Annotated in this window: 14 protein-coding genes; 3 read left to right on the forward strand and 11 right to left on the reverse strand. The window is 46.1% G+C overall.

All coding sequences use genetic code 11. The features are described from left to right. Window positions 1-3: 3 nt before the first annotated feature. Together WG68_RS07900 and WG68_RS07905 are read left to right on the forward strand one after the other, a co-directional pair. The gene (locus tag WG68_RS07900; protein WP_046557127.1) at window positions 4-1,356 is read left to right on the forward strand and encodes a sigma-54-dependent transcriptional regulator; all 1,353 of its coding nucleotides are present in this window, start codon (window positions 4-6) and stop codon (window positions 1,354-1,356) included. Next, a complete protein-coding gene (locus WG68_RS07905) occupies window positions 1,356-2,585 on the forward strand; it encodes a sensor histidine kinase (RefSeq protein WP_046557128.1) in 1,230 nt (409 codons plus the stop codon). Before WG68_RS07900 ends, WG68_RS07905 begins: the two co-directional genes overlap by 1 nt. A gap of 52 nt (window positions 2,586-2,637) precedes the next feature. Here WG68_RS07905 and glmU read toward each other — a convergent pair whose 3' ends face one another. The 4 genes from glmU to WG68_RS07925 all read right to left on the reverse strand — a co-directional run bounded on the left by glmU (window position 2,638) and on the right by WG68_RS07925 (window position 7,542). Next, window positions 2,638-4,002 (reverse strand): bifunctional UDP-N-acetylglucosamine diphosphorylase/glucosamine-1-phosphate N-acetyltransferase GlmU, encoded by a 1,365-nt coding sequence (gene glmU, locus WG68_RS07910; protein WP_046557129.1) that lies wholly within the window; start codon window positions 4,000-4,002, stop codon window positions 2,638-2,640. Between the two features lie 143 nt (window positions 4,003-4,145). Continuing rightward, a complete protein-coding gene (locus WG68_RS07915; RefSeq protein WP_046557130.1) occupies window positions 4,146-6,086 on the reverse strand; it encodes an alpha/beta hydrolase family protein in 1,941 nt (646 codons plus the stop codon). A 238-nt stretch (window positions 6,087-6,324) separates the two neighbouring features. Next, window positions 6,325-7,209: a TraB/GumN family protein gene (locus tag WG68_RS07920; RefSeq protein WP_046557131.1), complete on the reverse strand. Its 885-nt coding sequence runs from the start codon at window positions 7,207-7,209 to the stop codon at window positions 6,325-6,327. 75 nt (window positions 7,210-7,284) lie between these two features. Next, window positions 7,285-7,542 carry a hypothetical protein gene (locus WG68_RS07925; protein WP_046557132.1) on the reverse strand — a complete coding sequence of 86 codons (258 nt, stop codon included), beginning with the start codon at window positions 7,540-7,542 and terminating at the stop codon, window positions 7,285-7,287. A gap of 305 nt (window positions 7,543-7,847) precedes the next feature. Between WG68_RS07925 and WG68_RS07930 the strand changes: the two genes are divergently transcribed. After that, a complete protein-coding gene (locus WG68_RS07930; RefSeq protein WP_046557133.1) occupies window positions 7,848-10,007 on the forward strand; it encodes a winged helix-turn-helix domain-containing protein in 2,160 nt (719 codons plus the stop codon). 21 nt (window positions 10,008-10,028) lie between these two features. On the opposite strand, the gene WG68_RS07935 is transcribed toward WG68_RS07930, so the two are convergent. The 7 genes from WG68_RS07935 to WG68_RS07960 all read right to left on the reverse strand — a co-directional run bounded on the left by WG68_RS07935 (window position 10,029) and on the right by WG68_RS07960 (window position 23,106). Further along, window positions 10,029-10,412: a hypothetical protein gene (locus tag WG68_RS07935; RefSeq protein ID WP_046557134.1), complete on the reverse strand. Its 384-nt coding sequence runs from the start codon at window positions 10,410-10,412 to the stop codon at window positions 10,029-10,031. Between the two features lie 25 nt (window positions 10,413-10,437). Further along, window positions 10,438-10,563, reverse strand: coding sequence for a hypothetical protein (locus WG68_RS19920; RefSeq protein WP_268753155.1), 126 nt, complete (start codon window positions 10,561-10,563; stop codon window positions 10,438-10,440). Window positions 10,564-10,668: 105 nt separating this feature from the next. Next, window positions 10,669-13,548, reverse strand: coding sequence for an insulinase family protein (locus WG68_RS07940; RefSeq protein WP_052749011.1), 2,880 nt, complete (start codon window positions 13,546-13,548; stop codon window positions 10,669-10,671). Window positions 13,549-13,651: 103 nt separating this feature from the next. Further along, window positions 13,652-15,742 (reverse strand): winged helix-turn-helix domain-containing protein, encoded by a 2,091-nt coding sequence (locus WG68_RS19065; RefSeq protein WP_052749012.1) that lies wholly within the window; start codon window positions 15,740-15,742, stop codon window positions 13,652-13,654. Between the two features lie 66 nt (window positions 15,743-15,808). Beyond that, a complete protein-coding gene (locus WG68_RS19070) occupies window positions 15,809-17,884 on the reverse strand; it encodes a winged helix-turn-helix domain-containing protein (protein WP_052749013.1) in 2,076 nt (691 codons plus the stop codon). Window positions 17,885-17,950: 66 nt separating this feature from the next. After that, window positions 17,951-20,041, reverse strand: a complete 2,091-nt coding sequence (locus tag WG68_RS19075) for a winged helix-turn-helix domain-containing protein (RefSeq protein WP_152663057.1) — start codon at window positions 20,039-20,041, stop codon at window positions 17,951-17,953. 164 nt (window positions 20,042-20,205) lie between these two features. Continuing rightward, window positions 20,206-23,106 (reverse strand): insulinase family protein, encoded by a 2,901-nt coding sequence (locus WG68_RS07960; RefSeq protein ID WP_046557135.1) that lies wholly within the window; start codon window positions 23,104-23,106, stop codon window positions 20,206-20,208. Between the last annotated feature and the right edge of the window lie 74 nt (window positions 23,107-23,180).

Consider the following 23,180-nt stretch of genomic DNA (forward strand, 5'->3'; position numbering starts at 1 on the left):
TTTGTGGCAGCAACGATTTTAATTGCCGATGATGATGCCGATATCCGTCTGGCGCTCGAGCTGTTATTCAGCTCTGCTGGTTATCAAACGCTTAGTGTTAGCACACCAGCACAAGTTCTGGATGTGCTGGTGCAGCAACCGGCGTTAATTCTGCTGGATATGAATTTCCAGCAAGATACCACCTCTGGTAAAGAGGGTTTAAGCTTGCTTGGGAAAATAAAAGACAGTGGCATCCCGGTGATTATGATGACGGCCTGGGCCAGCATTGAGCTGGCCGTAACGGCCATGCAGCAGGGTGCTGCATTTTTTGTGCAGAAGCCCTGGAATAATCAGCTTTTATTGCAAGTGGTCCACCAACAATTAACCTTAAAGTCGTTAGCCGCAGAAAACCAACAATTACGTCAATTGACCGAGCCAGCAGCCAACAACTGGATTGCAGAAAGCCCCTCGATGCAGGAATTGGAACAATTAGTAAAAATGGTGGCAGCAACTGACGCCAATATTCTGATTTTAGGTGAAAATGGCACTGGAAAATCTCAGTTAGCACAGCGCATTCATTTGCTATCTGCGCGAAATAAAGGCGCTTTTGTTAGCGTTAATATGGCCGCCATCCCAGAAAACTTGTTTGAAGCTGAGCTGTTTGGCCATGAAAAAGGCGCCTTTACCGATGCTCGCAAACAACGCTTAGGGCGTTTTGCGTTAGCACATCAAGGCACCTTATTATTAGATGAAATTGGCTGCCTCCCCCTGCATTTGCAGCCTAAATTATTGCGGGTATTGGAGAGCGGAGAGTTTGAAGCCCTTGGCTCCAGTCATAGCCAACAGAGTAACGCTCGCATTATCAGCGCCACCAATGCTGATTTAGCGCAATTAGTGCAAATGCAGCAATTCCGGCAAGATCTATTGTATCGTTTAAATACTCTGGTATTAACTCTACCGCCATTGCGGCAACGCCAAGCCGATATGCCACTGCTGGCAGCGCAGCTTTGCCAGCAACTCTGCCAAAAATATCGTAAAGCGCCTATCCGTTTTACCGCAGCGGCCATGCAGGCACTGCAACAATATTCCTGGCCGGGTAATGTCCGGGAGCTTAGTCACATACTAGAGCGGGCAGTATTACTTAGCCAAAGTAGCACGCTGGATGTGCCACATTTAGCCTTGCCCTATAGTACGAGAACGAACGCAGCGCCATCTGCAACAAGCAGTTTGGACTTAGCCGCGATGGAACAGCAGCTTATCCAGCAAGCGCTGGCGCAAAGTGGTCAGCAACTCTCGCAGGCGGCAGACTTACTGGGGATATCCCGGCATGCCTTAGCCCGCAGGCTGGAAAAATATCAGTCTAGCGGCCAGGAATAATGCAGAGCCTGTATTTGCCACTGTACTTAGTGATCTGTTTTAGTAGCCTGACGGTGTTACTTGGCCTCAGCCTGCTTGCACTGCTTGGCTGGAGCAATCTGGCTGTTGCCACGCTCCTTTTTATTGTTTGCTGGCCGCTGGCTGCATTGTGGTATTGGTTATACCTAAAAATAAAGTTGCCACTGCAGCAAAGTGTCATTTATTGCCAGAGCCTCAATGAAGACGCTGCCTGTTTCCAGCTAAATCCCCAGCAGTTACCGCACGCTTATCAACAGTTATTACAAGAGATTAAACAACTGGCTCAACCCCCTCCCCACCGGGACCAAAGCTTACTGCTCACTTTGGTTGCCCAGCAGTTACCTTTTCCTTTATTAGTATTCGACCAGGCAGAAACCCTGCTTTTTGCTAACAATGCTGCCAGCCACGCCCTGAAACTACCTCTTATTTTAGGCAGCAAGGCAACCGCCCTGGGATTTACAGCACAACCCGCCTTAAATCATCCAAGCTTAATACAAGATTGGCAACAACAGACCATACAGCAAAAAAATGGTGAGCTGGTTTTCTATGCGCTGGATCTTCGTCATCCACTCTATCAGCAACAAAAACAGAGTCAGCGGCAGTTAATTCGGGTATTGAGTCATGAGTTACGCAATTCACTTACGCCAATGGCATCGATGACTGAAACCTTACTCAGTCAAGTACAGTTACCAGAACAGCAAAGCCGCTTAGTATTGAACCGCATTAAAGCTCGCAGCCAGCGCTTGCTCACTTTTATCGATCAATATGCTCAGCTACAGCAATTACCCGCCAGTAAACCAGAATGGTGCGATTTAAAAGAAATACTTGATGAACTGCAATTAACCTGTTCGATCCCGCTGCAACATACCGGAGCAACAAACTGTTATGCGGATCCGTATCAACTTCGGCAATTGCTATTAAATTTGGCCAGGAATGCAGCACAGGCCTGCCAGAATTTACCCGATGCAATACTTCAGGTAGCCGCTTATTGCCAAGGGCAACAGCAAATCTTACAGGTCAGTGACAACGGTCCCGGCTTTGCCAATCTGGAAAACTTATTTACGCCTTTTTATACCACTAAGGCCAATGGCTCCGGTATAGGCTTAATGCTCTGTCAGGAAATTGTGATGCAGCATGCAGGCAGTATTGAGGCCCGAAACCTGCAGAACGGCGGCGCTGAACTGGTGATACGCTGGCCACTGCCAGATTAAAAAGCCAGACAATAAAGTAACCCCACAACATGGTGGGGTTAAATTTAAAACACTATTTTTTTATTTTCACCGGCCGCTGCCAGCCGTCGATATGCCTTTGCTTGGCGCGGGCCACCACCAGCTCGCCATCGGCGGCATCACGGGTTAACACTGTACCAGCACCAACAGTGGCGTTTACCCCTACCGTAACCGGTGCTACCAGGGAGCTGTTAGAACCGATAAAGGCGCCATCTTTGATGGTGGTCACAAACTTATTGGCACCATCATAGTTGCAGGTAATGGTACCGGCACCGACGTTTACTTTATCGCCAATCACTGCATCACCCAGATAAGTTAAGTGGTTGGCTTTAGAGCCTTTACCCAGGGTAGTTTTTTTCATCTCAACAAAGTTGCCGACATGGCTGTCGTCCAGCATTACGCTGTCCGGCCGCAGACGGGCATAAGGGCCAACTGAGCAATCGCTGCCGACAGTCGCCTTATCAATCATTGAGTTAGGTTTTATTTCGGTGTTATCGCCAATAGTACAGTCTTTTAAAATACAGTTAGCACCAATAGTCACGCCTTTGCCCAGCACCACCTTACCTTCGAAAATCACGTTGATGTCAATCATTACATCATTGCCAACCTCGACAGTGCCGCGCACATCAAGCCGCGCCGGGTCACGCAGGTTGGCACCTGCCAGCATCAGTTCTTCGGCTTTGCGCTGCTGATAAGCCCGCTCCAGCGCAGCCAATTGCACGCGGTTATTGGCGCCTTCCACTTCCATAGGGTTTTTTGGCTGGGCGGTAGCAATCTCGACGCCTTCGCTGTGTGCCATAGCAATCACATCGGTCAGATAATATTCGCCCTGAGCATTGCTGTTCGACAGCTTACCCAGCCAGCTTTTCAGCTGTCTACCTGGCAAGGCCATAATGCCGCTGTTGACTTCGTTAATCTGCAGTTGTTCGGCGTTGGCATCTTTCTGCTCAACAATACCGACCACCTTACCGTTTTGCCGCACGATACGGCCATAACCGCTGGGGTTAGCTAAACTCACCGTTAAAATCGCCAAACCATTGGCCGGTTTTACCGCCAATAACTGCTGTAAGGTCTCCAGCCCGGTTAGTGGCACATCGCCATATAACACTAATACGGTATCGTCATCGGCGATATTGGGAATGGCCTGGGCCACCGCATGGCCAGTGCCTAGCTGCTCGGCCTGTAATACCCAGTGCAACGGCTGCTCGCCCATCGCCGCTTGTAAAGCCTCAGCACCATAACCGTACACCAGTTGCGGCTTAACGGCCCCCAAAGCACGGGCAGTATCAACAACATGTTGCACCATTGGCCGTTCCGCCACCCGGTGCAATACCTTAGGTAAGTCTGATTTCATCCGTGTGCCTTTGCCGGCCGCCAGAATTACTACATTTAACGTCATAAAATAAATCCCTGTCATCGTGTGTCGTCGATAGTGCGCTTATTCTAATAGATATGACCGCAGATTACAGGGGTGGGGTGAAGTTTTGCTGAATGAAAAACGCCACCCTGAGGTGGCGTGTGTTCTGCATGGTTCAGCTAAAACTAGTTCTTTTCAGTTTCACCGATGTATTTATCAAAGAAGGCCAGCATTTTCTGCCAACGCTCAACGTTGTTTTCAGGTTTATAGAAACCATGACCTTCTTTGTCTTTTACCAGCCACTCAAAAGGATGGTTACGCTTTTCCAGCTCTTCGCGTAAGCGGTTGGCATGGATCACCGGCACCCGGCGGTCTTCCTTACCATGAATAATAAAGACCGGTGCTTTTAGTTTATCCAGCTGCTTAATTGGCGACTGTGCATCTAATTGTGCCTGATCACGACCAATAGCCATTTCAAGGTAGTTAATACCGCTTTGTCGCTCTGGAATATCGCCGTCGGTGTACATCAGGTTTAAATCAAATACACCAACAAAACCAACGGTACACTTATACAAATCCGGCTCACGCACCGCACTCATCAGTGCGGCATAACCACCGTAAGAACCGCCATAGGCACACACCCGCTCTTGATTGACGATACCCTTTTCGACCAAATGCATTACACCATCGGTCATATCATCAATCATGGTGGTACCCCAGTTCTGGTAACCGGCTTGCAGGAAACTGCGGCCAAAACCACCCGACCCCCGGAAATTAGGCTGTAATACGGCATAGCCATGCTGCGCTAAGACTTTAGCATCCGAATCCATTTCCAGATAATCCCGGGGACCGTGCGGACCGCCATGAGGCAGCATAATCAACGGCAGGTTTTTTGCTTCTTTACCACGCGGCAAGGTTAAAATTGCATGTATATCTAAACCATCCCGGCTTTTATAAATTATCGCTGCAGTTTCGGCCAACAACTCCGGCTTTAACCAGGGACGGCCGTTTAACAAAAAGCTCAGCTGATTATTCTTAGTGTCAAACAAGTAAAACTCTGGTGGATGATTCGCCGAACGCGCCGTTAATACTAAAATACTGTTGTCGCGGGTTGCTGAGCTAAATGCAATTTTTTTGCCGGGAAAAGCGGCGGTCAGACTTTGCATATAGTTGCTGAACCTTTTGTCTTGAATATCAGCAAAAAACACATCTTCATGGACATCATATTCATAAGAAGCACCAATCACTTCTTTTAAATAACCATCCTCAATACTAAAAAGCGGCGCAACGTCAACTTTAGGGTGGTGCGCCAGTATCTGCTCTTCACCGGTTTCCGGGTTCATAATACTGATAGCTTTGGTATCCGTTTGGGTATCACTCAGGCCAACAATACGCAGGTTATCAGGTAGAAATGCTATCGGATTAAAACTGCCGTCGCGCTGACCATACCGACGCAACGTTACCCAGTCGGCTTTTTCGTCTTTACGGTACATTAGCACCATTTCGTTGTCATTATTCTGATCTTCGCCAACCGACATGCGGGCTACGCCGTTATTGTCGGTAATCATGCCGGAAGAGCGCATTGGTGCCCGGGCAATTTGCCGGGTGCGGCCATTTTCAATGTTTAAGCGTTTCACCAAACTGAAAGAACCACGGCGGTTGGGCGAGCTGGTCACAATCAGCACGAACTTATCATCATCAGGCAAATAGTTGATCACCTGAGCAGCGTCCTTTTCATTGTCTGCCCGGGAACCCGTTAACATTCTGGCATTACTACCATCAGCATTTACCGCGAAAATCTCACCGGTTGGCACAGGCTGCTCTAAAGCACCGATGTCTCGAACCAGCGTGATTAGCAAACGTTCATTATTTGCCCAGTTAATAGAGCCAATGGAGTCACGGCCGGTAAAATGCCGCACACTGATAATGGCATTAGATTTGACATCTATAACATTCAGGTAAATATTACCTTCATCGCTACGGCTGGTGGCCGCTAAATATTTGCCGCTGGGCGAAATTCTGATCTCCAGGAACTGGGATTGTCTGGCGTAATCTTCCAGGGTTAACTCTGCAGCCTGCACAAAGCAAAAAGCGAACAACAGGCAACTTAACAGTACTGCTCTCATCAGGGGTACCTCTTTCTTTTCGTGGGCGGCAACATCAATGAGCCGGCCATGTGTTTGTTATTATAATTATCAGGCCTGCAGCCTTAATAGCCGGCAAAGGGGTGCTGCAGCAGTAATAGATGCAGCAGCCAGCTACCAAACCAACATAAGGTCCAGCCCAGCACACGGGCTGGTTCTGGCTTATTTAACAATTTAAACATTACCTGCTTCCTTGCTGATTCACAATGTTATATATCGACTATTTAACTTGCTCGACCTGATAACCCGCCTGCTGCAATAAGGCCAACACACTGTCATCCCCCGCTAAATGGCCGGCCCCCACCAGCACCAACTCTTTGGTGTCGTTGCCGAACATACTTTCAATTTGCGGTAACCAGGCATTATTCCGTTTAACAAACAGCGCCTGATATAGCACAGGATCCAGCTGCCGGGCAGGCTCAACCGCCAGCTTGTTTAGCTTATTCATATCTCCGGCACGCCAGGCCGCAACCATCGCGCTGAAATAGCCTTTGAAATCGCTAACCTGCTCCAGGTTCATCTTCATAAAGGCATCTTCATAACCGTCACCCATGTTTGCCAACAAGTTAATCTGACTTTCCACACTCTCCAGATACGCCATAGTTTTACCATCCGCCAGTGCTTTCTTATCAAAGTAACTGTCAACTCCTTCCCCGGCCATTTGGGCTTTCATCATTTCCAGCGCCAGCATCTGCAAGGCAACAAAGCCGGGTTTATAGCCATCCAACTGTTGTAACTGCACGCCATAAGGCGCGAAATATGCGCTAACCTGCTGGTACACTTCCGGTGACAGCACTTTGGCCAAACTGCGCCCATCGTTATAAGCCATGGCCTGCAATAATGCAGTTTGCGCCGCGCTGTCCGTCATATCTGGCATCTTTACTTCTAATACCAGGGTGTCCGTTGCCTGATACGCTGCTTCGAATTCTGCTGGCAGCGGAAATGCTGTTTCAGGAAGCAGGTGTACGGTGCCACCAATGTACAGATAGTCATCGCCTTTGCTCACTTTCCACATGGATGTTGCAGCTAATACCGAAGCGGAACTAAACGCCGTTGCCAACAATGCCGCTGTAAAACTTACCTTAAAAAACTTTTTTAATTTCATTTTTATTACCCTGTTAAATTTAAATGTTGCTGGACATCGCTTACCTGAAAGTCGCTGCCCATCATGTTAAACGACTTATAGTATTAAAGCCTTTACTGACTCGGCGATAGTGCTGACGGTGCTGTTTACCTGCTGTTTAATGCTGTTAGTTACTTGTTGCTGTAACTCCTGCAGCAGGTTTGCTGTCACTTCGGTTAACTCTTTTGCCACCTCGGTTTGCACCTGTACCACAGTAGCCTGCTGCTCTGCCTTCTCGTCAGCCTGCACTACTGTGCTGGCAAACAGCGCGCTAATGATCATCAGGCGGGTAATGTTAGTCGTTAATTTTTTCATTTTGCTGTTCCTTTTATATCAGTAAGTATTGTTTTGTCTGAAGACAACCTCGGACTCACTGCCTGTCCGTTGTGTTGATGAGCTCACTGTAGGGCAGCAATCCTAAAAAGTCGCTTATCAGAAGCTAAGCAATATATTGCTAACAAAATAATATTTAACCTGCTGTTTTTAAAGCACATAATCAAACCTTATCAAAACCTTATGATGAACTTTTGCAGTTCAATGGTGCTTACTTATTTTGTTTGAATCACTATTAGTATCTGTTAAAGTTACAGCTCATTTAAAAGCGGAATAATAATTAACAAATGGATAAGATGCAGCTGGGGCCCTGGGTGTTTACACCAAGCGAATACAGTATTAGCGACGGTGCAACACATAAAGAGTTGGAACCGCTATTAAGCAAGCTGCTGCATTACTTTGCTGTCAATCCCGGTAAGATTTTGTCGCGCCAGCAGTTGGTTGATACCATCTGGCAACAAAGTTATGTCGATGACAACGCCATAAACCGGGCTATTTCCGAGTTACGCAAAGCATTGCTGCACCCGGCACTCACTCAGGCTCCGATTAAAACCCATCATCGCAAGGGTTATAGTTTGCAGTTGCAACCGCTTGGTCACTCTGCGCTAAACAGTGTTATTCCGGCAATCAAAGAAGCGAATCCTCGGCCGCTGCAACCGTCGCATAAACGTCGTTCTGCGCTGTGGCTTGGTGCACTTGGCCTGTTGCTGCTCGGCGTAGTTGGCACCGGCTTGTATTTTGCCGGCGCTGAACCAGAGCAGCCCGCGCTCAGTCAACAGACTGATGGCAAACCACAATTAATTGAGCTGGATGTGGTAAGCCAGCAAAAAGTTACCTGGTTCAAAGGTATTGAATCACGGCCACTGCTATCACCCGATAAACAGCTTTTAGCTTACAGCCACTCGCAGCCTGATGGCCAGATCCGGGTAATAGTTCGCCAGCTGGGGGTAAGTTCTGGCAAGTTATTACAGGAAGTTTCACTGGAAGATGATAAGCACCTATACAGCGTACAAAGCTGGCAACCACTAAGTCGCAATCTGTTGGTACAGGTCGTCAGTAAAGATGGCAAATCTTGCGAATATCAAAATTATGACTTTAGCCAGTATCCGCAGTATCAGGTAAAGCCTTTAACTCACTGTGATGGTCTGGTGTTTGGTAACGCCCAGCTAAGCGCTGACGGCCAAACGCTCTATTACAGTAAAGGTAGCGGTGGCATGTATACCAGCAATGCGTTGCTGGCAGAAAATTTAACCAGCGGTGCAGTTCAAACCCTGCAGGCAGCTCCCTCTGCCGGGTTGGGCACTACGGTGCTGACAATGTCGGCAGACGGCAGCCAACTGGCTTATATTCTGATGCCAGAGTCGAATAAGTCGGATATTTATATTTATCAACCGGCCAGCCGCGAACACCGTCGCATTGCCAGTCTGCCAATACCTGTGCTACTGATTGGCCTGGAGTGGAGCCAGGATCAACAAAGCCTGCTGTTACCGGGTGCGGATGCAATAATACAAGTTGATATTGTTGATAAAAGCTTACGTGTTCTCAAATTGCCACAAGGCGTTATTGTAGGTGAGCTGTCGTTATTAAGCGATAATCAGGCTTATATTTCAAACCTCACTGCTGGCAGCGCCACTCAGGGGGCGATGCAACTGGTAAAAATTACCCAGCCATTTGATGACGACACCCGGCAAATTAGCTTTTTACATAACGCCGCTGGCAGTGCACTGGCTCTGGCGGTATCGCCGCTATCACCCGACAACTATGCGTTTTCCGCTAACTGGACGGGTGGTTGGCAGTTATGGCTCAGCCGCAATGGCGCCAATGTGCAACTGACCGAGCTACCTAACGACGAGCAGCCGATTAACAGCATCAGCTGGTCTGGTGATGGCCGTTATATTGCCTTTATCAAGCAGGGCAACTTGTATCTGTATGATATCCAGCGGCAGCAACTGATCAATAAACTGGAGCTCAACGATGTCGGCCAGCCGTTGTGGCTGCCAGATAACAGCGGCCTGATCCTAACCCGGGTGCAGGCGAACAATCAGAACCTGTGGCAGTTTGACTTAGTCAGTAATCAGTTAACCCAACTAACTTTCTCCGCTGGCAACTTTGCCCAGTACGATACTAACGGCCAGCTGCTGTTCCACAAAGAGGGTAAGTTATATCAGTATGTCGATGGTGCCAGGCAGGACATACTGCTGCAGGAAAATGACGATGCTAACTTCATGGCAGTCTGGCTGCACCAGGGTAATCAGCAATACCGCTACAGCATGCTTGGCCACATTGAGCTGCGAGACCAAACCAGCGGCGAAACCCAACATAGCCAGCTGCCCTATCAGTTAATGGCGGTGCACCCCGATCCGCATAGCCCGGATACCCTTTATGCCACGGTGTTTGTTACACCAGAGCTGGCGCTGGAGTTTATTCAGTGGCAGGTTAAAAAGTAATTAAAAAAACTGCGGTGTTACTTAGCGCCGCTGCCTAATTACCACCTGTTGCTGGTTCGACAACGAATACTTATCCGCCGGATCAATCAATTCAAAATCAACCCTGATAGCGCTAGGGTATAAAGCAGGATAGCTAACAGAGAGCAGCTGCACCGGGATTTCTCTCCCCTCGTTAATCTGCAAACAAGCCGCGGCGACCCTTAGCTTTGTTGCATGCCTTCTATTTAGCCATAACGTCTGGTGCTGGCCTGTGCCGTATTCAATCACGGTTTGTTGCCAGAGCCTGGGGTTAACCTCGGCATAAAGTGTCTGATACCAGCGCCAGCTGACAAAAAAAGCCATCGCTGCTGCCAGGATCAGGCCGTTAAAAATAATCATTTTTTTTGCTATAGCTGTCACGCGCATCAACTATTCCTTATTATCCATGACGTTAAAAGCTGCCAATAATCAGCGACTGATTCATAACAGCCATTAAGCCGTAATTCACCGCCAGCCACAGCAGCAGCCATAAACAACAACCAAGCAGAACCGCTATTTTTTCCATAAACAGTTTCATGATTTATCTCACAGCTTAACCTATCAACAAATAACACCCTTGGTGAGTAGACCTTGGATGGAAAAGGCCCTGCACAACAGGGCCTGTTATATCAAAAGTTAATGGTTAGAATGTCTGATGAAAGGTCGCCAAATCGTCAATTGCGCTAAAGCCAGGTAACAGCTTCACAGCCTGATCCTTTGCCTGGCCCTGCAATATAATCTGCATGGTCGCTGCCTGTTCAGACAACACCGCCTGACGGTAAAATTGCTGCATATCGGCCAGCGTCAGGGCGCTTACTGCAGCAACGAGTTTTTGTCTGCTGTCGAAGTTCAACCGGTTGCGTAACCAGTCACTACTGAACGTTTTAAACTCTTCCTCTAAATTAGCTGGCACACGCTGCAGTTCCAGCAGTTGACTTTGTTGCAGCTGGGTAAAGTCTTTCTCGCTTAGCTGTTCAAGCTGCGCGCTATATTGCTGCAAAAATAAATCTACCCGCTGCTGTAATTGCTCTGCCGATAACACCGGGCTTTGGATAGCAAACCCCAAACCAGCGTGTTGATTTAACGGAAACTCAAACGCTTGTACCACATAGCCTAATTGCTCTTCGGTGCGAAGCTGATTAAAAAACGCCTGATGCAAGTGGCCAGACAATACTTTGGCCGCCGCTTTGCCAGCGTAGCCGCCATTAACCAAAAATTGTACCCGAAACACTGAACTGTCATTTTGCGGATTTGCCCGTAGCACTGTCAGGCGCTGCCCCGGATTAGGCTGCCAACTGCTTAGCGACTGATATTGACGCACTGTTTTTTGCCCACCGGCCAAGGCCTTGGCGATGACAGCCACATCGGCTTTACTGTAGTTGCCTTGCGCTAATAACCGTAGCTGGCTCGCTGCCAATGTCTGTTGGATAAAGCTGTTCAACTCTGCCAGGTTAACCTGCTCTGCAGCGGCAAGTAAGGCAGGCAGCTCATAACGACCATTAAACAACGTGGTTTTTAACAACTCACTGGCTTGCCGTGCCTGCATCTGCTGCTCTGATGATCTTAAGCTTCGAAGCAGTAAGTCCTTGTTCTGGTTAAATTGCTGTTCAGTAATCGTGGCTGATAATGCCTCACCAAGGTAACCGGCTAACACGGCCTGTTTATCGGTAAAGCCAGATAACTTTAATACCAAATCATACTCATCAGCCTCTGGCTGCAGCGTCATACCGGCGGCGCTGGCTTCCTGCAGCAAAGCTTGATTATTCAAGATGACATTGAACAGCCACAGGTTGTGCATCACCGCCTGTTTTGCGGTTTGTTTTACCTCTGGCTGGTGCCACTGCATTAACAACTGGCCGCGGGGCTGATCAGCAAAGTATTGACTGCCTGCCAGCCAGGCGCTCACCCCGGCTTCATCCAGTACCTTTACCGGCGTAGTATCTGGGCTGTGTTTAACCGCAAAGCTCTCGGGTTGAAACCGGTTTAAACCCGGCAACACCAAGGGTATAAGCGGTTGTTGCCAACTTTGCATTTCCTGCTCGCTGATGTCAGCTACAGCATACTGGCCTTCAAAGTAGTGCAGCTTGTGCTCTGCAGGCTCTTGCTTGCTAATATGCCAAACGGTTAAACGCTCTGGTACCAGCTGCGCTAGCAAGGTATTGATGGCGGTCTTGTCAAATTGATCATATTGAAAAGGCGCACTCACGACCGACGATACCGGATAGTATTGCATCGCCGCGCTAAGCTTGGCGGCATAACTAAAGCCATCCGTTTTTTCCAGGAAGTTGAACTGATTTTGTAACGAAGTACGGATCTCCTGATAATACTTAGAGTCGACACCGTTTTGCCGGATCAAATCCAGGTATTGCATCAAAATAGCGGTGATTGCCGGGCGCTGCTGCATACCCGCTTCTGTTAACACGGCAACAATCTGAAAATGACCATAGTTGCCGTACCACTTTGCATCATAATCAACGTACAGCACATCCAGCAACCCCATAGCCTTTAATTGTTGTGCTGGGGTGCCTGGCATTTCTGAGCTGATTAAGTGCGCTAAGAACTTATTGGGTTTGGCAGCAAACTGCGCCGTATTATTGTCAATGGTAAATTCCAGCCGCAGCAATTGCATTTCCGTATTGGGCACATAATGCACCCGCTTTGGTCCTGCATTAAACTCAAGCGCCGAGGTTGGCCGCGGCGTTACCAAATTTTTATTTTCAATCTCAGCAAAATATCGCCCAGCCAGCAATTGCATCTGTGGCAATGGATCTGAGCTAATCAGTACCAGCTTCATCCGGTTTGCCGAATAATAATTCTGATAAAACGCCAGCAGCTCATCATGTAGCTTGCTGTTATCTTTATCGCTCAGACTTTCCAGGTTACCAATCCAGAACTGATTGGCCGGATGTTCGCCGAGTAATTGTGCAGCCAGTTTACGTTGCGCCCAGCCATCCTGATTTTGCAACATAGACCATTCTGAATTAATGGCATTGCGTTCTTTATCAACATATTCTGGTAACAGCAGTGGCGATTTGAAGAAGTCGGAGAAACGGTCCAGCGCTTCTTCATAATGGCCGTGATTAATTTCAAACATGTAATTGGTCAGCTGATTAGTAAAAGCATTGCGGCTGCCACCGTGCTGATCCATAAACTTCATAAAACCATCCGGATCAGGGTAGCGCTCAGTCCCCATAAACAGCATATGCTCCAGAAAATGGGCCAGCCCTTGCTGAGATTTTGGATCGTTAAGCCAGCCCACATCGACACTTAATGCCGCAGATGATTTTTCTGCGGTGGGGTCAGAGACCAATACCACTTGTAACTGATTAGCTAAGGTGATGGCCTGATACTGGCGCTGATCATTAGGGCTTACTGTTAACTGCTGACCAGGCACCGCAACGTTACTGCCCTGGCTGGCAGTTATAGCAGTGCTATTAGTACAACCGCTAAGCAAGGCAATGCTTACTGAACTGCTGACAATAGCCATTGTCAGCGCGCTTAAGATAAAGGGTTTATTTTTCATGGTACTGCTCCGTGATGTTTTAGTTAGCTTGCTTATTCAAGTGAATGCAAACTAACCACGGACAGTCCTATTTTCGATAACCAGGCTAAGATATTAGTGTGAGTTATTTGGCACCAAAGTTATAACCAAAGTTATAACCGTACTTAACTAGTTGATATTCTTCTTTTAAGCGAGTTTTAAAGATGAAGTTTCGGCCTGAGTAGTCAATAGAAAAAGGTAAACTGAAATCATTAAATGGCAAGCTTCGCTGCCAGACTTTTTGCGAGATTAAATTAATGTCTGCTAGTATCCAATCACCCATGATGGTACGAAAGGCTATTATCAGCTGGCTATCGTGCAATACAAACTGATATTCCAGATCAAAAATGACTCCCTGATATAACAAATGAATTTTGTTGTAATCATTATCCAGGCGCCAAACATTGCCCATACTATCGGCAGCGATATAGCCATCAGCAATGTCCCGGATAAAGATATGGTCAGCAAGCAGAACTGACTGCGTTTTGTCGATAAGGCTATAGCGTTTTACCTGCCATTGCTCTTTAACCCGCTCCGAAAAATAAACGTACTTACCGTTGAGGCTGAAATTCCCCGATCGTACATCCTGAGTTGATACCGAAACTGACACAAACTCAGCAGTAACAATATTAAATACTTCAAGCCGGTTATTTTTTTTTAATAAAAGTAGCGAACCATCTGTAGTTTGATCTTGAAGATAAAACGGCTCAGCTGTCTGCATAACCAGTTGGCGCTGGTTTTGACTTTCAGCGTAACGATATAAACGATCACTATCAGGCTCCTTTTCAACTAACCAATGAGTGTCACTGTCATGACTAAAACTAAGCTGTAAAGCCTTGCTACCCAAGCGGTAATTTGTAGTAAAGTGACCGGTAAATGGCCACTGAGCTTGATAAATGTCTGCTGCTGAAACCTGATAACTTAAACCGTAAAGTTCACCTGTTGCGGTAAAACTAAATTCATGTAACGGGTGGGGTTCAGCCTCCACGACGGTGCGATCACCATTGTCGATATTAATCAGAGAATGGCGATAACCAGTGCGCGTTAGCAGCGTGTTGTTATCAATCCAACTTATTCTAAAATCCAGCATGCTATCTTGCAGTTTGTATTCGGCGATCAGCTCTTTATCTGCAATCCGATAAATCTGCAACATCACATTTCTCTCGTTCAGACTTGCTCGCCCTAACGCCACTAACTGCTTGTCTGCAGAAATACTGGCAAAGGCATCCTGCACTCCATCGCCACTGCTATAGGTAAACTGTTCAAAGGTGTTGGCTGTTAAGTCATATTTATAGTAATGAAGATTATCTAATAAAGAGTTAGATGCAGCTATTAACACTTTATTGGGTGCTAACTCTACTGAATTCCCCAATAATTGAAACGGTGCTGTAGGGTGAAAAACTGGTAGTTCATTTAGATTAAGCACTGATTGCGTAAAAAAGCTTGCTTGGCTACCATCGTAACCAACATAAGCCAGGCGGGTGTCGTTATCAATAAAAGTGACAAAGCGGCAATGCTCAGTAGGCGTGTCGATTTTCTTTAACTGGCCTGCGGCAGAATCATATAAAAACAATTCCCAGTTACTATCGCCATCAAGCCTGCCTACAAAAGCATGTAACCTGCCATCTTTTGATACAGACAAGCTGGTTTTCCGGCCGGGAATAGATAGTAAGGTTTCAACTTCTACCAGTTGATTAACTGGCTGCGGTCGTGACTGAGCATACCAATAATAAATCGCTACCAGCATAACAACTGTGATAACTAACCCTATTAAAAGCGACTTGCGAAACAGAAATTGCTTGCCAGTATTGCCGTTAATAATAACAGGCTGCTCAATCATCTGCGCTTCAGCAGCAGGGTCTATAGCAGTAACATCACAAATCAGCTGATAACCACGCTTCATCTGCGACTTAATATATTTAGGGTTATTAGCGTCGGTATCGTCCAGCAACACCCTGAGTTTACTAATGGTTCTTCTGACTGCAGTATCCGTAACCACTCTGCCGGCCCAGACGTTGTCGTGCAGCTCTTTTAAACTAACAAAGCGATCACGGTTGGCTATCAGGTAGCATAAAACATCTAACACTTTTGGCTCTGCGGCCAGTTCAATGCCCGACTTAAATACCCGACGCTCAGTTAGATTAACGCTAAAGTCGCCAATCCTTACCCTGCTCATAAGCAATCTGGCCTGATAAGCTGACAATGATATTTTTCAACACCCAGGCAGCGATACCGCTGTAGGTTATTTTCCAGCGAAATCATAACTATATTTAACCAACTGATTTTCTTCTTTAATATTTGTTTTAAAGATCAAACTCCGCCCGGTGCTATCAATGGAAAAGGGTAGACTAAAATCATGATATGGCACGCTTCTCTGCCAGATTTGCTGCGAGGTTAAATTAACATTAGCTAATTCCCATTCACCCATTATGGTGAGAAAGGCGATTATAAGTTGGTTATTACTTACAGTAAATTGATAGCTCAGATCTAACGGTATACCATTAAATAGTGAGTGTATTTTGTTGAAGTCAACATCTAACAACCAGACGTCACCACTGTCATCTACCGAAACGTAACCATTAACAGTATCCTGAATAAATACGTGGTGTGTAAGCAGCAGTGTTTGCATTCTATCAACCAGGCTGTAGCGCTTTACCAACCGCTGATCTTTTACCCGCTCGGAAAAAAACACAAAGTCGCCATTTTGGCTAAAATTTCCTGCAAGTACATCCTGAGTAGATACCGATACCGTAGTGAACTCTGCCGTTATGGTGTTAAAGATTTCCAGCCGGTTATTCCGCTTCAATAGCAGTAGCGTGCCATCTTTAGTCTGGTCCTGCAGAACCATCGGTTGTGGAGATTCGATAACCAGTTGGCGTACATTTTTATTATCGGAATAACGATACAGACGATATAAATTATGTTCTTTTTCAATTAACCACAGAATGTCGGTATCATGGCTAAAACTCAGCGAACGTACTTTAGTGCCAAGCTGATAACTTTTGGTAAAGTTATCAGTAAAAGGCCAACGAGCCTGATAGATAATAGGTTTTGATAACTTATAATTTAACGCATACAGCTCGCCAGTTTCGCTTAAGCTATATTCATGCAGGGGGTGAGGTTCTGCAACTACGGCTGTGCGCTCACCAGTATAAATATTAACCAGATGATGCTTAACATCTATGCGCAAAAGCAAAGTAACGTTATCCCGCCAACTTAGCCGGAAGTCGTGCTGATTATCCTGCAATTTATACTCCGCTATCAGCTCTTTATCGGCAATACGATAAATCTGCAGCATCGAGTTTTTTTGATTAATATTGGCGCGGCCCAGTGCCAATAACCGCCTGTCAGGTGAGATAGTCGCAAAGACATCCTGTATTCCGTCTTCACTACTAAAGGTAAACTGCTCAAAGGTATGATGTTCTAAGTTGTATTTATAGTAATGGATGTTACCTGAAACACTTTCTCCTGCGGCTAGTAAAATATTATTTTCAGATAGCGCTATAGGTCCAAAAATAAGAGAAAATTGCGCAGTAGGATGAAAAACAGGTGCTGCAGTCAGATCTAGCACAGATTGCGTGTAAAGCTTTGCTTCTGTGCCGTCGTAGCCAACATAAGCCAGCCGGGTGTCATTCTCAATAAAACCAACAAAACGACAATGTTCAGTTGGCGTGTCAATTTTTTTTAGCTGACCAGCGGCAGAGTCATATAAAAACAATTCCCAGTTTCTGCTGCTATCAACTTTGCCAACAAAAGCCTGTAAGCGGCCATCTTTTGATACTGTTAAGCTGGTTTTCTGGCCAGGAATGGATAATAAGGTTTCAATTTCTACCAACTTGTTAAGCGGCTGCGGGTGTGGCTTAGCGTAAAAATAGTAAATTACTGCGAGTATTACTGCAGCAATTGCTAACCACATTATTACAGGCTTACTCACGGCTAATTTTTTACTGACATCGTTATCAGTAACTGGCAGCCCTTCCAGTAGCGGCGCTCCAGTATCAGGTTCAGTACTTACCCTGCAAATCAGCTGATAACCACGCTTCATCTGCGACTTAATATATTGCGGGTTTTCGGCGTCGGTATCGTCCAGCAACACTCTTAGTTTACTAATGGTTCTTCTGACTGCAGTATCCGTAACCACTCTGCCGGCCCAGACATTGTCGTGCAGCTCTTTTAAACTAACAAAGCGATCACCTTGCGCTATCAGGTAGCATAATACATCGAAAACTTTTGGCTCTGTCGCCAGCTCAATGCCCGACTTAAATACCCGACGCTCAGTTAGGTTAACGCTAAAGTCGCCAATCCTTACCCTGCTCATAAGCAATCTGGCCTGATAAGCTGACAATGATATTTTTCAACACCCAGCCAGCGATACCGCTGTAGGTTATTTTCCAGCGAAATCATAACTATATTTAACCAACTGATTTTCTTCTTTTTTAAGCGTCATAAAAATAAGGTTTTCGGCGTTGCTATCTATCGAATATGTAAGACTAAAGTCATGAAAAGCTATCCTGCGCTGCCACGTTTCTAAGGTAGTTAAATTAATATTGCTAATTATCCACTCTCCCAATAGATCTCTTGTTATAACGATCAGCTGATCGTTGCGCACTTGTAAGTCATAACTGAATTCCGTTAAGGATACCTTACTAAGCAACTGGCGCTGATTAAAATCCTTATCTAATAACCAGACTTCACCATCAGGAGTTGCACCCACGTAGCCATTAGCTGACTCGGCAAGATACTGGTAACCTGGTAACAACACCGTCTGCTTTTTAGTTATCAAGTCAAACTGCTTTATCTGCCATCTTGTTTGAACTTTTTCGGAAAAAATAACCACCTGCTCATCAAGAGTAAAACTTGCCGAGTACACGTTCTGTGTCGCTATGGTTACCGCAACTGTTTGCGCTGTAGCCGTATTGTAGATTTCATAGCGGTTAGCGTGTTTTAACAGTAACAGCTTACCGTCAGCGCTTTGATCAGAGATAAACAAATACTTTGTTGAAGCAAATACCAAATGGCGCTTATTATCTGCAGGATAGTAACGATAAAGGCGGTTTTCGTTATCTTCGTGTGTTCTTAACCATAAATACTCACTGTCTTGACTAAACCAGACGGCGGTTACCTCAGGCCCAAACTGAAAATTTTTATCAAACTGGTCTTTAAACGGCCAGGCTACCTGAAAGGTTTTCCGGTTGTGTATCTGCTTATCCAACGCAATTAATTCGCCGTTAGCGCTAAGATGAAATTCATGTAACGGATGGGGCATGGTAGCTATCGGCAGGCGAGCACCGTCAGTTATTCGCAACAGTTGATGCTCCAGATTTGAGCGAATAAGCAGCGTGGCATTGTCTAACCATGTAAGATGCAAATCGAATAGACCATCATGTATTAAATATTCAGCCAGTAACTCTTTATCCGCCAGACGGTATAGTTGCAGATCCACTTTTCTGCCTCCAATGTCGGCACGCCCTAAAGCCACTGACTTTCGATCGGGCGATATACTGGCAAAGACGTCCTGGATATTGTATTTATCACTGTAAGTAAACTGCTCAAAGTGATGTTGCAGCATATCGTACTTGTAGTAGTGCACATTGCCAGTCAATTCTTTGCTGGCAGCAATAAGCAATTTATGCTCAGTCAGCGGCAAAGGTTCAAACAGAAAAGGATAACCTGTCGTTGGCAGTAATAGCGGCGGTTCGTTAAGGTTACTCAGTAGCTGAGTATATAAGTAGGCTTGCTCACCCTGGTATACGATATAAGCGAGCTTGGTATCATTAGCAATAAAACTCACGAAACGGCTATCCCCGTCTGGTGTGGCAATTTTCTGTAACTGACCGACACTGCTATCATACAGAAACAATTCCCAACTTCGGCTATCATCCACTTTTGCCACAAAAGCCTGCCAACGGCCATCTTTTGACACAGACAAACTGGTTTTCTGGCCGGGAATAGATAGCAGGGTTTCAATTTCTACCATCTGATTCACCGGCTGCGGACCTGATGGCGAGTACCAATAATAAAATGCTACCAGCAGCAGAGCTGTGATCGCTAAGCCTATAGAAAACGGCTTGCGAAACAATAATGGTTGTTCAGCATACCCTCTAATACTCTCCGGCCGCTCCGTCATCTGGGCTGCTGGAGCAGGGTCTTCAGTTGTAACATTGCAAATAAGCTGATAACCACGCTTCATCTGCGACTTAATATATTGCGGGTTTTCGGCGTCGGTATCGTTCAGCAAAATTCTAAGCTTGCTAATGGTTCTTCTGACCGCAGTATCCGTAACCACCCTGCCGGCCCAGACGTTGTCGTGCAGCTCAGCCAGGCTGACATAGCGCGAATTATGCTCAATTAAATAGCAGAGTACGTCAACTACCTTTGGCTCTACCGCCAGCTCTGTGTCTGCAGCAAATACCCGGCGCTCTTGCAGGTTAACGGTAAAATCACCCATACTGACTATACACATAACCTTTTTCACCCGTCCCTGCGTAATAATTATTCTTTTTAAGATGAAATTTAAGCGGCTTATATATCAGCTACAAAACACTAAGCCTGTACAATAAAGTAAACCAATAAAAAAGCCACCCTAAGGTGGCTTTTCTGACAAACGTAAACCTGATACCAGCTGATAAATTTGTTTTCTCAATCCAGAATAGCCTGGTGAAATTCGTCTAGCTTGCTTAGTTCAGTGAACCCTGTCAGAGGGATAACAACACTTTCCCGCTTAGTTTCTCCTGCCAGCATAACCTGAATTGCGGGCGCTGTTTGCGCAATTACCGCCTGCTGGTAAAAACGTTGCGCATCAGCCAGCGTAGCCTGCTCGACTGCAGAAATGAGCTGCTGCTTGCTGTCAAAGCTCTGGCGGTTATATAGCCAGTCCTGGCGAAACGTAGCAACTTCCTCTTCCAGGTTGTTAGGTCGGCGTTGCAACTCCAGTAACCAGCCTTGTTTTAACTGTAAAAAATCCTCATCTGTTAGCTGCTGCAATTTCTCGTTATATTGCAGTAAAAATTGATCGACGCGCTGCTGTAGTGCAGAGGCCGCCAATACTGGGCTTTGGACAATAAAAGCCAGTCCAGCGTGCTCACTGAGAGTCACATTAGATACATTGACCATGTAACCCAACTTTTCTTCATTACGAAGCTGATTAAAAAACTCTGGCTGTAAGTGGCCTACCAGAATACCGGCCGCAGCTTGTTCTGCATATCCTGGTGTAGGGTGATACTGTGCACGGATCAAACTGACATCACGTTGCGGATGTTCGCGCACGGTAGATAAACGCATTTTACTCTCTGGTTGCCAACGTTTTGGCGTCTGATAAGTTGGCGAATGAGCCGAAACAGGTAGCGTCGCCGTTGCGTATTTGCTTATCTGTTGAATATCCTGCTCATCATAATTGCCAAACGCAAATACCCGGATAGAGCTGCGGGCTAAACTGTTATTAACATAATTATCGAAGTCTGCCAACGTTAAGCTTTCAGCAAAGAACAGCAGTTGCTCCATTTCATAACGGCCCGGTGTTGTTACCGTTCGGAGCAAGTCAATTACCTGACGAAACTGATGTGTTTGTTGTTGGCTTCGCGCTGCTCTTACGAACACATCGACACCTTGTTTAAATTGTTGCTCATTTAGTTTTAACTGCATGCCAGCGGCTAACTGTTCTACCAGCTTTGCCTTTTGGTCCGTAAAGCCACTCAGTTTAATAATAAAGTCACGCTCTTCCAGCAATTCAATCGTCACTCCCGCCTCTTTGGCTTCTAAGGTAAGCGCATGGTTCTGTTGAAAAAACTGACTCGTCCATAGCCCATGCATCAGAGCTGAAATAGCGTCTTTTTTTGCTTTCGGATCATACCACTGCAGCAAAAGCTGGCCCCGTGGCTGTTCGCGAAAAAACTGACTTCCCATTAACCATGCTTCTACTCTTGCTTCATCAACAACCTTCTCTGGTTGACTCAACAACGGGTGTTTCAAGGTAAAGTCCTGTGGTTGGAACCGATTTAGTGCAGGTAAATTTATGTCCGTCCAAATGCCTTGCCAATTCCGCAACTCGTGTGCAGGAACTGGCTTAACTGAGTAGAGTCCGTTGAAATAGCTCAGGCGATGTTCTGTAGGTTCATTTTTGCTGATATACCATATCGTCAATCGCTCAGGGATGAGCTGCTGCAACAAATGCTGAATTGCTGCTGCATCAAACCGGTTATATTCGTATGGGGCAGAGATCACTGACTGCAGGGGATAATATTGCATAGCAACGCTTAGCTGACTAGCGTAGCGAAAGCCATCAATCTTTTCCAGATAAGTAAACTGATTCTGCAACGCAGTGTGGATTTCCTGATAATATTTGTCATCTATACCCTGACGACGCACCAACTCTATATACTGCATGGTTCTTGCTACTATTGTTTCACGCTGCAGCATACCGGATTCAGTCAGGTTCAGTACCACCTGAAAGCTACCATAGTTCCCATACTGATTAGGCTGAGTATACACATACAGGTTATTGATAAGTCCTTCTGCTTTTAATCTTTCGGATAAAGTGCCTGGCATTTGTGAGCGTAATAAGTGGCTGAGAAACTCGCCAGGTTTAGCTGAAAACTGTTCCATGTTGTTGTCAATTGTAAAATCAAGTCTCAGTTCCTGAATATCTCTGTTCGGAACATAATGCAAACGGCGAGGCCCTATATTACTAAAATTAATGTTGTGTTTTACCCTCGGGCTAATTAGGTTTTTGTTTTCAATATCAACAAAATAGTGATAAGCCAGCTGCGCAATGTCCTCCAGAGATTGCGAACTGATCAGAACCAGCTTCATCATATTGGCAGAATAATATTGCTGATAAAAAGACTTCATCTCAGCGTGCAACGTACTCGTTTCTTTATCTCCCAGCGTGTCCAGGTTACCAACCACAAATCTGTTGGCCGGATGCTCTCCTAACAGTTTCCCCGCTAAAGCTCGCCGAGCCCAAAAGTCCTGATTCTGCAACATGGACCACTCGGAATGTACAGCATGGCGCTCTTTATCAACTTGTTCAGGCAACAGTAAAGGATTTTTAAAAAACTCAGCAAACCGATCCAATGCTTCATCATACTGCTGATGGCCGACTTCAAACATGTAATGAGTCAATTGATTGGTAGTGGCATTGAACCCCCCCCCGTGCTGATTCATAAAACGCATAAAGCTTTCCGGTTCAGGAAACCGCTTCGTACCTAATAGCAACATATGCTCAAGAAAATGTGCCAGACCTGGTTGCCCCTCTGGATCCTGCAACCAGCCCACATCAACGCTCAATGCAGCTGAAGATCGCTCTGCTTCAGGATCAGAAACCAGCATGACCTGCAATTGATTGGGCAGCGTTATACTGCGGTATTTACGATGATCATTTGGACTGACAATAACCTGCGGTTCAGTCACATTTCCTTGCTTAACTGCAATAGTAGGCGTGGTTGTCAGGCCAGCACAACCTGCCAGCACAGCGATACCGATCGTTATGCTAAACAGTACCCCCCCCAGCGTGTTTAACTTCAATTTAGGTGCTTTTGTCATTTTTATGTCCTTTTCTGTTTCTCGCCATACCGGTAACCACGCTACAACAGCACCCTTAATCAGACACTGAGATA

The organism is Arsukibacterium ikkense (assembly GCF_000987775.1).
Classification (GTDB): domain Bacteria; phylum Pseudomonadota; class Gammaproteobacteria; order Enterobacterales; family Alteromonadaceae; genus Alishewanella; species Alishewanella ikkense.